Source organism: Pedobacter terrae, from assembly GCF_900100705.1.
In the GTDB taxonomy this organism is placed as follows: domain Bacteria; phylum Bacteroidota; class Bacteroidia; order Sphingobacteriales; family Sphingobacteriaceae; genus Pedobacter; species Pedobacter terrae.
In genome coordinates this window covers 426,563-439,709 of the sequence record NZ_FNCH01000001.1, presented here as the reverse complement: position 1 = coordinate 439,709, position 13,147 = coordinate 426,563, and the positions used below count along the sequence as shown (strand labels likewise).

Below are 13,147 nucleotides of genomic sequence, written 5' to 3'. Positions count from 1 at the left end.
TCGTGAGTGTAATAGGTTAAGATAATTTATTCCAATCGGCATGGAATACGCCTTCTTTATCAATACGCTCAAAGGTATGTGCGCCAAAGAAATCTCTTTGTGCCTGAATTAAATTAGAAGGCATTCTACCTGTAGTAATCGTATCGAAATAGGTTAGGGTAGAAGCAAAGGCAGGGATACCCAAGCCCGAACTGATACAGGCACCAATTGTTTTTCGTGTACCAGCTAAGGTGCCTTTAATGATGTGCTGAATACCTGCATCACTAAATAAATGCTCAAGAGCATTGTTTTTATCATAAGCCTGATAAATATCTTCTAAGAATTTAGCTCTGATGATACAGCCACCACGCCAGATTTTGGCAATTTCCTGCAATTGTAAATCGTATTGGTATTCTTTTGATGCCTGAACCAATAAATGCATTCCCTGAGCATAAGCACTGATCATCGAGAAGTAAAATGCATCTTCCAGCTCCTCAACAGTCACGTCAATTTTAGCGTCTTTTTTGCCAAAGGCATCTTCCAGCGAAACCCTAAGGGCTTTAAATTTAGACAAATCGCGGTTAGAAACAGCTTCGTTAATGGTTGGTATAGGTAACTGAAGTTCCATTGAAACTTCCGAAGTCCATTTTCCGGTACCTTTTGAACGCGCTTCATCTTTGATCTGATCCAATAGATCATTTTGCGTCTCGGTATCTTTAAATAAGAAAATTTCGGCTGTAATTTCCAGTAAGAATGATTGCAACCTGCCTTCGTTCCATTTTTTAAATACTTTATAAATTTCTTGATTTGAATACCCTAAGCCATTTTTTAGGATGCCATATACTTCGGCAATAAGCTCCATAATCGCATATTCAATACCATTGTGTACCATTTTAACAAAGTGACCAGAAGCACCAGGACCTATATAGGTTACACATGGGTCTGTGCCTACTTTTGCAGCTACAGCATCAAAAACATCTTTTACTACATTGTATGCTTGTTTATCGCCGCCGGGCATCATACTCGGACCAAAACGTGCACCTTCCTCACCACCAGAAATACCCATTCCGAAGAAGTGTAGACCATCTTTCTCTAACTCATCAACACGGCGGTTGGTATCGGTAAAATGAGAGTTTCCACTATCAATAATGATGTCGCCTTTGCTTAAAAGTGGTTTTAACTCGGCAATAACGCTGTCTACAATCGGGCCTGCTGGCACCAATAAAATCAGGGTACGCGGGGTTTGTAAGCTCGAAATAAAGCTTTCAATATCGTTAAAGCCTTCTAAATGATGTGCCTTGCCTTCTTCTTCGAGCTTAGCAATCATTTTGGTATCTTTATCGTATCCGGTTACCGAGAAGCCTTTATCAGCCATGTTTAATAATAGGTTACGGCCCATTGTGCCTAACCCGATCATTCCCAATTTATATTTTTCAGAATCGTTATTTGCCATTTTTTGTGTTTTAGAATATACCCAAAATTAGGGTTTACAAATTAATATTGATGTTATTGTTGTTAAATGATTGTAATAAAACCTCAATTATTTTTTGGGCTCAACAGTGAAAATATTATACTTATCGGCCAGTTTCCAAAGTTTAGCACCTCCTTTAATGCCGTCTCTATTGGTTACAATTTTAATATTGCTTTCTAATTTAAAGTCTATGTGTTTAGAATTGCCACCGCCAATATATAATGTATCATAATTGAAAACGGTTTTATAAATTTCGATGATCTTTTTTAACCGCTTATTCCAGCGGTCAACACCAATTTTTTCAAAAGCCTTATTCCCGATATAATCGTCGTAATCCTCTTCTTTATTGATCGGAAAATGCGCCAGTTCTAAATGGGGGAGCAAATCACCATCAAACAATAGTGCTGTTCCAAAACCTGTACCCACTGTAAAAACGATTTCAAAGCCTTTACCATCAACTACGCCTAAACCCTGTTGGTCGGCATCATTCACTAAACGTACAGGATGGCCTAACACATCGGCAACACGTTGTGCGAGATCAACATCTGCCCATTTATTTTTAGCCAGGTTAGGTGCGGTTTTAACGACACCGTTTTTAACATAACCTGGAAAACCAATTGATACGCGATTATAGCTGTCAGGAAAAGACTTAATTAATTCAACAATACCTGAAACAATATCTTTAGGAGTAGCTTCTGGTGGCGTTTTACTTTTTAAATATTCGGTAAGCATCATCCCACTTTCATCCAAAAGAACCGTTTTTATACTTGTACCACCTATATCAATAGATAATATATTGTTGTTTGCAGCTTTTTTCTCTGTAGCCATAATTTTGTATTTATAATTCCGAAGTTCTACAAATAAATTAAAATGGCAAACATTAAATGAAGTTTGATTAATTTATTGCGATAATTTAAACGATAAGATCCATATATTTAAGTTTGTTTCGTTAAACGAAAAGATATAAATTGTTATGACGGTAAATTGGGCTGGTTAGAAAATATATTAATCACACCATATTGATTTTTATTTTGGTGACACTCATTAATATTGGGGCCTTATTAGAACAGCGCAAGTGGATGTATGACCTCGAATGCTTCAGGTTGATATTGGTATTTGGTTATCTCTTCTACAATTTTAATATTATTGAATTTTTAATATTTCCTTTTGTAGGATTGATCATTCCCAAACGTAATTTTTCTTTGAATAACCTGTATAAGAAACACGTTTTAAACTGCCAATCCAACACAATTAATACATAGGTAACCTAAACGAAAAGATTATTTAATATTACCGTAACGTTGCCGGGCTACTTTTGCTGGCAAGATGAAGGATGTATATTTAAGTAAATGTGATGAAGATTTAATGTCTTTAGTGGCAAATCGGGACAGCCTGGCATTAGAAACACTTTTTAACAGGTATTATCCCGCTTTATGCAAATTTACCTCTATTTACATTAAAGATTACAATAAGGCTGAAGAACTTATTGCTGATCTTTTTATGAAGCTTTGGGATAAAAAAAATGATCTTCAGATCAGGTCAGTCAAAAAATACCTGTTCACCGCAGCTAAAAATTTAGCCTTTAATGAAATTCAACGTGTAAAGCTCCCTGTTTTAAGTATCACCGATCGTGATGATACACTTGACTATCCGGACTCCTATTTAAACCCTCACGAACAGCTAACCAGCAGAGAATCCTATTGCGAAATTATAGGGCTAATTAACCTTTTGCCAGATCGGCAAAGGGAAGTGCTTTTAATGAGCCGCATCGACATGCTCGAAAAAACTATCATTGCTGATGTACTGGATATTTCTGTAAGAACGGTAGAAACCCTATTATACCAAGCCGTCAAAAACTTTAGATCGCTCACTGCCGACCGATCGGCTATTTAATTTGCTATACTTCGCTAAGATTTTGGTAACAGGTTACGGTACCTGAATGTGATAAAAGCGGATCACATTTTTTTCATCTGGATGTATTAAATGGCACGGCTATAAGACGCTGCAACGCTGGCCTATCTTTTCTCATTGAAAAACATTCAGATTTTCTCGATAAGACAGCCCTTTAACTTAATAGTTGACTGAGGTTTATAAACAACTCTTTACACTTAACGATTTGTTAACAATAACTTGATCTTTTTCGCTACGTATGCGCATCCCATAATCTGTCTTACATGCAGAACAGCATTACTAAATGGACGAACGTTATTACAAATTAATAGAACATTACAGCAAGAAAACCATTGGCAGTGAAGATTTAACTGATTTACTGATCTGGGTAGGAAGCAGCGAGGAGAATCAACAGATTTTCAGGGAAACCTTACAGGCCTTTGAAGCAGCAGATTATTCGCTGAACAAAGCCGTTAATCAGCAAAAAAACTGGTCGGCCATTCAACAACATATTGAAAATAGTTCGGTACACCCGCCAATTGTAAAAAAAATCAGTTACCGGAAGTACTTAACCATAGCCGCCGCAATCATGGTGATCGCTTTGTTACCAGTGCTTTATTTTAATAATTTTCATTCAAAAGAACAGGAAGTTATTGCATACCATGAAATTTACAATCCACGTGGGCAGAAAAGACTGGTAACCATGCCCGATGGTTCCAACATTTATTTAAACGGCGATAGTAAAATCCGCTACGCACTAAATTTTAATACAGACAAGCGTATTGTTTATTTATCAGGAGAAGCTTTTTTTGATGTGCAGCACCGCAGCAAGCAGCCTTTTATAGTAAAAACTGGAAAAGTAAGTACTACCGTTCTGGGTACTTCATTTAATATTAATGCTTATCCATCTTTAAAAGATGTCACCATCACGGTGCAAACAGGTAAAGTGGGGGTGTTATTTAAAAATAAAGATAAAACAGCACCTGTACAGTTCCTCTTACCAAATGAACAACTTAGCGTGAATGAAAATAATGGACAGGCTACCAAAAAGCATGTAAATGCAATCGATTTTGATAGCTGGAGGGAATACAAAATCTTTTTTTACGATAAACCCCTAAGCGAAATTGCGGAGGTGATTGCCCGTGAGTACGATCTTGATATCGAAATTAGATCAAAAGCTTTAAAAAGTGTAAAGCTTACTGCAAAATTCGATAAATGTTCGGTAGAACAGATTATGAATGTAATTGCTAAGCTATCTAACTCAAAATATACCATCTATGAAAACAAAGTAATCATTTATGAACGATAAACTATAAAGATAGATATGATATAAAATTACTAAACCGAAAAAATGGCCCGAAATGCTGGACACATTTCAAGCCTTACAAACTGTATACTCATTTGACAAAGTAAAACTTAGTAAAGTTATGAAAATTAATACCCGGTGGATTAAAAACTTCCATCAGTATCCCTCAAAAATTATGGTGATTATAACCATCATAATGTTGAATCTGCTCTCTTTCTCTCTATATACCTATGCACAAAGTGATAAAAAGTTTTTATTCGAAGCGGATGGTATAACATTAAAAAAAGCTTTTGAAACTTTAGAAAAGCTTAGCGGCAATCACATTGCCTATAATAACAACCAACTTGATGATCAGAAAAGAGTGTATGTTTCGCGCGGGACAAGATCGCTCTATGAAGTACTCGATCTGCTTTTAAAGGGAATGCCTTTTACCTATAAAGCGAGTGGCGCAGGCAACATCCTCATTACAGCAAAAAAAATCAATACCGGTAAAATTAACGGTAGAGTTGTTGATGAAAACAATGAGCCTATTCCAGCGGCTACCATTAAAATTATTGAACTTAACGCGGTTGGACAAACCAATAACAATGGCGAATATAGTTTTAATGTTGCCCAGGGTATTTATACGGTTGAGGCGAGGTTTATATCTTATGAAATTGCCAAAAGACAACAAGTAAAGGTTAACGTTGGTGGAACAACTAATATTAACTTTAAATTGGTCCAGGCTGACCATTCACTAAATGAAGTAGTGGTTACTGCTTTAGGTATTAAAAGGCAGGAAAAAGCTTTGGGATATGTAGTAACCAAAATTGATAGCAACCAGTTAACGGAAGCTGTTTCGACCAACTGGACAGATGCCCTTTCGGGCAAAGTTGCCGGTTTAAATTTAATCAGATCAAATAGTGGCCCGGCGGGTTCAAACAAAATCATTTTACGTGGGGAGAATAACCTCACAGGTGATAATGAAGCGTTGATTGTTTTAGATGGGGTAGTCATCAACAACAGTGGGGGTAGACGTACGGCCAACAGTTCTGACGGCGTTTATGGTACCGGAAGTGATAACATGCCGGCTGATTATGGAAGCTCTATAAACGACATCAACCCAGAGGACATTGAAAGTGTTACCGTATTAAAAGGTCCCGGAGCCGCAGCTTTGTACGGCCAGCGTGGCGCAAATGGAGCCATTATTATTACCACTAAATCAGGTAATTCAAAACATAAAAAAGTAAATATCAGATTTACTTCCAACGGATCTTTCGAAGAAGTTAACCGTTGGCCGGATCTGCAATATGAGTATGGCCAGGGAGTAGATGGTGCAGCCTATTATTCGTATGGTACAACTGCAGATGGTGCGAGCACAAGCGGAACCAGTTCTGCCTACGGACCACGTTTCGATGGACAGCTGTTTTTTCAATACGACCCCATTACACAAACCACCGGCAAAACCCGCACACCTTGGGTACCTTATAAAAACCAGATCAGGGATTTCTTTAGCACAGGTGAAAATTTAACCAACTCATTGAGTTTAGATGGCCGTTACAAAAACACCACCGCCCGTTTTTCTGTTACCAACCAGAACAATACCTGGATTGTACCTAATACCGGGATAGAGCGTACCACACTTACTTTATCAACCAATACTGATGTTACCTCTAAATTAAAAATTGCCACTAAAATCAATTATGGTAACCGGTTTAGCGATAACTTACCTGGTGCAGGTTATGGTAATCAATCGTTAATGTATTGGTTTATTTTCTGGCAACCGAATGCCAGCCTGGATTGGATTAAAAATTATTGGGCAAATGGACAGGAAAATAAAGTAATCAAATATCCGTTCAGTTCGTTCCCGGAAAACCCCTATGCGGTTGTTAACGAGTTTATCAATAGAACCGGACGTAATAATGTAACAGCAAATATTCAGGCCAGTTACCAGTTTACAAAAGAGTTAAGCCTATTATTGAGGTCTAGTATTGATTATTCAAACGAACACCGTGCCCAAGACCGTCCTTACGATTCGGGAAGTCGTTTACCTAAAGGTTCAACGCGTCAACAGCAGATTAATGCGCAGGAAACCAATATTGATTTCTTGTTAAGGTATGATAAAAAAATCAATAAAAATTTCAGCATCAATGCTTCATTGGGTGGTAGCGAGCTTAGGAACAAATACAATAAATCGGATTTACGTGCCGATGGCTTGACCGTACCAAATATTTACGAGTTAACCAACAACCTGTATTCATTAATTTCTATTCCCGATACCAGCCGATACAGAATCAATAGTTTTTACGGGGTTTTATCTACCAACTACAAAAACTACTGGTATGTAGAGCTTACCGGACGTAAAGACTGGAGCAGTGTATTGGCTACCGCCACCAGAACCGATAATGTTGGCTTTTTCTACCCGGCAATCAGCACCAGTTTCGTGCTTTCCGAATTCTTTAAACTGCCTAAAGCAATTAGTTTTGCTAAATTAAGGGCTTCAGTTTCGCAGGTAGGTAGCGGTGGTACCACACCTTATCGTACAGCCTATACTTATTCTCTTGCATCGAACGGTACTTATCCTGATAGCGCTCTTGTAAACCCAACCATTTTACCAAACGAAAATTTAAAACCATTAAAAACGACCACTTACGAGGTAGGTACCGAAGTAAGTTTGTTTAAAGGCAGGTTGGGTTTTGATGTTGCTGTTTATGCGGGAAATACCAAAAACCAGATTTTAACCAGAATTATTGACCGCTCGACTGGCTATAACCAGGCATTGATCAACGCGGGGCAGGTAAATAATACGGGTGTTGAGGTAGCCTTAAACGGAACACCAGTGGTTACAAAAGGCGGTTTTAAATGGACAATGAACGCCACTTTTGCTTCAAATTCAAATGTAATCAAAGCCTTAACAGATAGTTCGATCATTCTCCGTACCGGTCCTGTAGCCGGCGGACAGATTGTAGCAAAAGTTGGCGGAAGCATGGGCGATTTATACGGCAGGGGGTATGTCCGCGATCCGCAGGGCAATGTGGTTTATGATGCCACAACAGGTTTTGCAAAAATAACGAATGATGTGGTTTACCTTGGTAATACCATGCCTAAATACAAATTCAGTATCGGAAGTACCTTTGCTTACAGAAACATCAGTTTAAGCGTGTTGTTCGATGCACAGGTTGGCGCTGTTGCACACTCGTTGTTAAATTACAAATTGGTTGAACAAGGTAAATTAACCAGCACGTTGCCAGGTAGGTATAACGGTATTGTAGGTAATGGCGTAGTCCAATTAGCCGATGGCTCTTACGTTTCAAATACCACTGTTGCTTATGATATTGACGAATATTACCGCTCGCATGCTGGTGCTGATAATGCCGAGGGCAGTACATTTAGTACCGATTTTATTAAATTCAGGGAAGCTTCTTTAAATTATAGGTTTAATGCGCGTTTTCTGAAAAGGATCGGTCTATCCTCTGCAACTTTCGGCGTTTATGGCCGTAACCTTTTCATCTGGTCGCCCTGGCCAATGTTCGATCCGGAATTTGGAACGCTTAGCGGTTCTGATATCGTTACCGGATTTGAGATCGGTCAGTTTCCATCGACCAGAACTTTTGGTTTCAATTTATCAATTGGCATATAATCTTTTAAAATATGAAAAAGAATCTATATAAAATTATTGCAGCTTTGGTGGTGTCGGCAACTACACTTTCCTCATGTGATAAGAATTTTCAGGAAGTGAACACTGATCCGATCAATATCACATCAACCACTCCTGAGAAACTGTTGGCACCGGCTCTCGTTAATACATTAACTTACGGAATGATCCGCAACCGTAATTTTAACAACGAACTGATGCAGGTAACCGTAAGTATCAGTGATGGTGATGGAACCGTATTCAGGTACGAATACAGAAGCACCTTTTCTGATTATTTATGGAATGCCTGGTATGTTCAGCTCACCAACTTTAAAGATATTTATAAATTAGCTGGCAAACCCGGAATGGAAAATAAATCTTACCAGGGGATTTCTTTGGTCTGCCAATCATGGGTTTATTCCATGTTATCTGATACTTATGGTGATATCCCTTATTTTGAATCCAATCAAGGAAATACTGGCGTTTTAGAACCAAAATTCGATAAACAAAAGGATATTTATCTGGACATGTTTAAAAAACTTGAAGAAGCCAATACCTTGTTAAGCGCAGGAAAAGCCATTGCACCTTCAAGCGATCCTGTTTTTAAAGGCGATGTGGCTAAATGGCGTAAGTTTTGTAATTCGCTGTACTTAAGGTTATTGTTGAGGGTATCGGGCAAATCTGAAGTTTCTGCGCAGGCAATTGCCAAAATTAAAGAAATTGTAGATACCAACCCGGGCAACTACCCTGTGATGGCCAACAACAGCGAATCGGCAACTTTACCTTGGACAGGTTTAACGGGAACCGATCCCTATGTAAATCCCTATGTAAATGCGGTGAGGGTGCAGGATTTCAGATCGCCTGCGATTGGCAGCTTTTTTATTGAGCATTTAAGAGATTGGGCCGATCCGCGTATCGATGCTAATTCACCAAACGGCGATGGTGGCGCAAACAGATTAGGGATTGCCCAGGGGCTTCAGGGTTATTCGGGTGTGCCAAGTGGTTATGCCGTTGGTGCAGGCGTGGTTAAGCAGGCTTATTTTTATTCATATGATCAGGCTCTTGGCAGCGGTACATATGGCGCTAAATCTTTACAACAATCATCTAAAACAGGTATTTTGATGAACTACGCGGAGCTTCAGTTCATTTTAGCAGAAGCTGCACTAAAAGGTTGGATCAATGGATCAGCAGCAAACTACTATAACGCAGGCATTGCCAATGCCATAAATTATTGGGTACCTGCATTTACCACTTCAACTACATCGGCAGCCTTTACCAAATATGTTACTGATGCGGATATAGACTGGGACAATACACAATCTACCGAAGGCAAAATGGAACAAATCCACTTACAGAAATATTTCGCGCTGTTTTTGGTTGATATGCAACAATGGTTCGAATACCGTCGTACCGGGCATCCGGTTCTACCAAAAGGGCCTGGATTAAGAAATGGTGGTACAATGCCGGCCAGAATGACCTATCCGGTTTATGTACAATCTGCTAACCCAACAAATTACCAGTTGGCAGTAGCACAACAAGGCCCCGATGCAATTAATACGAACGTATGGTGGCAGAAACCGTAACCAATAATTAAAAATGATCGAAATGAAAAAGATAATATTTTATAGTGTAACTTTTCTCTCGCTGGCTCTGATGTGGTCTGCGTGTAAAAAATCTAATTATCCTGGCGGTGTTATTGGTGATTATGTACCATTGTACGATTTAAGAAACCTGTACAAAGGATCAGATGTTACCCTTACAAAAGAAAACATGTTTGGTTCAAGCAGCATAACCGGTGTGGTCATATCAGATCATTCAGGTAAAAACCTGCCAGAAGGGTTGCTTATTATACAAGATAAACGCCGCTTAGGTTTAATAAGAGGTATTTCTCTTTCAATTGGTGCTGATGCCGCTAAATATGTCCCTGGCGATTCTGTGGGCATAAAAGTTGAAGGTGCAGTATTGAAAAGAGTAGATGGAATTTTGCAGGTTACCGGTGTTCAGGCCAATGCCGTTACTAAAATTGCATCTAATGTACCCATCCCACCCAACAGGGTAGGCAGCAGTTTTATTCTGGCTAAACCAAATGATTATGAAAGTACGCTTGTGGCCATTGTAAAAGCTGGATTTGAGCCTGGCGCCGGCCCTAATGATACCTATGCAGGTGATAAAACCATAAATGATGGTTTCGATAATTTCACCTTGCATACCGAAGCAACCGCAACTTTTGCAAATTCGGGCGGACTTAATTTTAACGGAAATTATTACGGAATCATTTTTAATAGTGTTGCCGCTAACGGCGCATTAAAACCACACCAGAGAATGCGTACCATTAAAGATGCTATTGCCTTAAGCGCTACTCCAGATATCGCATCGGCTATTATTACAGGTTACATGGCTGATGCGGAAGGTGCTGATGGAAATTACGAATATATGCAGTTTATGGCCACCAGGGATATTGATTTTTCCATAACGCCATTCTGTGTAGTGGTCACAAATAATGCAGGCGCATCATCACCAACAGGCGTGTTTCCGACCAAAGGATGGGCAACCGGTGCAGATGCATTAAAAACACCAGCAGGTTTAGTATCAAGAACCTATAAATTTGATCTGACTTCCGGTAAAGCAGCTAAAGGCACCTTCTTTTATGTTGGCGGATCATCAAAAATGATCAATGGATCAAAATCAAAATCGATTGCATCTGCAAATTGGATCAAGGCTAAAAATTACACGGTAGCGACTCCTGCAACAGCGCCTGCAGGTAATGGCGATGGTTTTGGCTTGTATACATCTGGTTTATTTGCAAATTCGGGTAATGCATCAGGTTTTGCCATTTTTGAAGGCACTAAAGTTGATGTTAATACTGCCCCGATAGATGTGATTTTTATAGGTAGTGGAGGAAGTTTGTACAATGCGCCTTCAGTAGGTTATAAGATCGCCAATACCGATTTCTATGATAAGATAAACCCCATTACGCTTGCCCCTCAGCCTTATTACAGAAGTGGCGTAAATACCCTGTGCTTTAATTATCAGCTACCTGCCGATCAGGGATTTTGGAATAAGCTTGGTGGTGTTTATAATCCGTCGCTTGGTAAATGGGTTAAAGCCAGAAGTCAATCTGATATTGATCTTAGTACCTCATCAACCATCGAAGACATTGAAGGAACATCTTTGATAAAGATTATAAATGGGGTAACGGGAGAATATATCCGCACAGATACCATTCCGCCTACCAGATTAAAATAAACTATCCTAATTACACAGAAAGCCTTTAGGTTTTCTGTGTAGTTTATAATCCCATTCTTACATCAATATGAACAGAAGATCATTTATACAAAAATCAACTTTATTAACCTCTACCTTATTTGTTAGCTTAAAATCCTTTCCTTCATCACTATTCTCTGTTGATGGACTTGTTAGCGGTACCGTAACCAGCAAAGGTAAAGCCGTAGCTGGTGTGGTCATTTCCGATGGTTACAGCGTGGTACAAACCGATAAAAGCGGCAACTATGAGATTAAACTTCACGAATTGGCTCGTTTTGTCTGGATCAGTACACCCTCGGGTTATGAGTTTAAAACCGAAAGCAGTATTGCCCGTCATTATTACAAACCAGATGCAGCAGGTAAATTAAACTTCGACCTTAAACCCTTAAAGCAGAACGACAATAAACATAACTTTATCATTTGGGCAGACCCACAGGTAAAGAATAAAAAAGATGTTCAGCAGATGATGGAAACTTCAGTGCCGGATACCCGTGAGGTAGTAAAAGGAATGGGTAAAACCCCTGTTCATGGCATTGGCGTAGGTGATCTGGTATGGGATAACTTAGCACTTTTTTCAGCTTACGATGAAGCTATTGCGCAGATCGGGATTCCTTTTTTCCAGTGCCTTGGCAACCACGATATGGACTACCGCATGGGCGGCGATGATACCTCTGATCGTACTTTTCAGGCGCATTATGGACCTACATATTATTCTTTTAATAGGGGGAAGGCGCATTATGTGGTTTTAGATGATGTACGTTATCTGGGTGCAGAGCGTACTTATGATGGATACATTACGCCAACACAATTAGAATGGCTGGCAAAAGATCTACAGTTTGTTCCAAAAGATGCCCTAATTATCATTTGTCTGCATATTCCTGTACATAACTCTGTAAAAAACAATGATGATTTTTATGCTGTTTTGAAAGATTTCAAAAACGTGCATATTATGTCGGGTCATACGCATTTTAATAAAAATGTAATTAAAAATAGTATTTATGAGCATAACCATGGCACAGTGTGTGGAGGTTGGTGGACGGGGCCTATTTGTGGCGACGGAACACCGCGCGGTTATGGCGTTTACGAGGTAAATGGAACAGATTTAAAATGGTATTATAAATCAACGGGCGAAGACCGGAAAAAACAGTTGAGCATTTATGTAGATACCCTAACCAATCAGAAAAGATTGATCGCTAATGTCTGGAATTATGATCCGGAATGGAAAGTAGAATATTTTTTAGATGGAAAAGCGATGGGTAATCTGGCTATTCAGGATGGATTTGATCCTTTAGCGGTAAAATTGTACAAAGGCGATAAATTACCAAACCCCAGGCCATTTGTTGAACCAGAGTCTACAGATCATTTATTTTTGGCACATTTTGAACCTGCAGTTAAAAAAGTAAAAGTAGTAGCCACCGATCGTTTCGGAGAAAAATTTGAAGCAGAAGTTGATGCTTGATAATCATGCTGGCCATGCGGAAAGAGGTACCGACAATTAGCCATCTTTAAAATTAATTTCTTTAATCAATCGCGTCAGATGCAACATCTGACGCCACCAAAAATGCTCATAAATTAATGTATTGTGCTGTTGGATGTTACCATCCGACAGTTAATTAACTTCCTA

Annotated in this window: 8 protein-coding genes; 6 read left to right on the top strand and 2 right to left on the bottom strand. The window is 39.1% G+C overall.

The window, feature by feature from the left end; translation table 11 throughout:
• Window positions 1–16: 16 nt before the first annotated feature.
• Window positions 17–1,432: an NADP-dependent phosphogluconate dehydrogenase gene (gndA, locus tag BLR60_RS01895; RefSeq protein ID WP_090496356.1), complete on the bottom strand. Its 1,416-nt coding sequence runs from the start codon at window positions 1,430–1,432 to the stop codon at window positions 17–19.
• A gap of 87 nt (window positions 1,433–1,519) precedes the next feature.
• Window positions 1,520–2,278 (bottom strand): ROK family protein, encoded by a 759-nt coding sequence (locus BLR60_RS01890; protein WP_090496355.1) that lies wholly within the window; start codon window positions 2,276–2,278, stop codon window positions 1,520–1,522.
• Between the two features lie 498 nt (window positions 2,279–2,776).
• Between BLR60_RS01890 and BLR60_RS01885 the strand changes: the two genes are divergently transcribed.
• The 6 genes from BLR60_RS01885 (at window position 2,777) to BLR60_RS01860 (ending at window position 12,982) form a co-directional block, all read left to right on the top strand.
• Window positions 2,777–3,343, top strand: coding sequence for an RNA polymerase sigma factor (locus tag BLR60_RS01885; RefSeq protein WP_090496354.1), 567 nt, complete (start codon window positions 2,777–2,779; stop codon window positions 3,341–3,343).
• 301 nt (window positions 3,344–3,644) lie between these two features.
• Window positions 3,645–4,649: a FecR family protein gene (locus BLR60_RS01880; protein WP_090496353.1), complete on the top strand. Its 1,005-nt coding sequence runs from the start codon at window positions 3,645–3,647 to the stop codon at window positions 4,647–4,649.
• 118 nt (window positions 4,650–4,767) lie between these two features.
• Window positions 4,768–8,265 (top strand): SusC/RagA family TonB-linked outer membrane protein, encoded by a 3,498-nt coding sequence (locus BLR60_RS01875; protein WP_244155561.1) that lies wholly within the window; start codon window positions 4,768–4,770, stop codon window positions 8,263–8,265.
• A gap of 11 nt (window positions 8,266–8,276) precedes the next feature.
• The gene (locus BLR60_RS01870) at window positions 8,277–9,842 is read left to right on the top strand and encodes a SusD/RagB family nutrient-binding outer membrane lipoprotein (protein WP_090496352.1); all 1,566 of its coding nucleotides are present in this window, start codon (window positions 8,277–8,279) and stop codon (window positions 9,840–9,842) included.
• A gap of 22 nt (window positions 9,843–9,864) precedes the next feature.
• A complete protein-coding gene (locus BLR60_RS01865) occupies window positions 9,865–11,505 on the top strand; it encodes a DUF5689 domain-containing protein (protein ID WP_090496697.1) in 1,641 nt (546 codons plus the stop codon).
• Between the two features lie 67 nt (window positions 11,506–11,572).
• On the top strand, window positions 11,573–12,982 hold the full coding sequence (locus tag BLR60_RS01860) for a calcineurin-like phosphoesterase C-terminal domain-containing protein (RefSeq protein WP_090496351.1): 1,410 nt from the start codon (window positions 11,573–11,575) through the stop codon (window positions 12,980–12,982).
• Window positions 12,983–13,147 lie beyond the last annotated feature (165 nt).

Excerpts from the sequence above, each read along its gene's own strand:
- BLR60_RS01870 (WP_090496352.1), top strand. The coding sequence starts at position 8,277 with ATGAAAAAGAATCTATATAAAATTATTGCAGCTTTGGTGGTGTCGGCA.
- BLR60_RS01860 (WP_090496351.1), top strand. The coding sequence starts at position 11,573 with ATGAACAGAAGATCATTTATACAAAAATCAACTTTATTAACCTCTACC.
- gndA (WP_090496356.1), bottom strand. The coding sequence starts at position 1,432 with ATGGCAAATAACGATTCTGAAAAATATAAATTGGGAATGATCGGGTTA.
- BLR60_RS01890 (WP_090496355.1), bottom strand. The coding sequence starts at position 2,278 with ATGGCTACAGAGAAAAAAGCTGCAAACAACAATATATTATCTATTGAT.
- BLR60_RS01885 (WP_090496354.1), top strand. The coding sequence starts at position 2,777 with ATGAAGGATGTATATTTAAGTAAATGTGATGAAGATTTAATGTCTTTA.
- BLR60_RS01875 (WP_244155561.1), top strand. The coding sequence starts at position 4,768 with ATGAAAATTAATACCCGGTGGATTAAAAACTTCCATCAGTATCCCTCA.
- BLR60_RS01880 (WP_090496353.1), top strand. The coding sequence starts at position 3,645 with ATGGACGAACGTTATTACAAATTAATAGAACATTACAGCAAGAAAACC.
- BLR60_RS01865 (WP_090496697.1), top strand. The coding sequence starts at position 9,865 with ATGAAAAAGATAATATTTTATAGTGTAACTTTTCTCTCGCTGGCTCTG.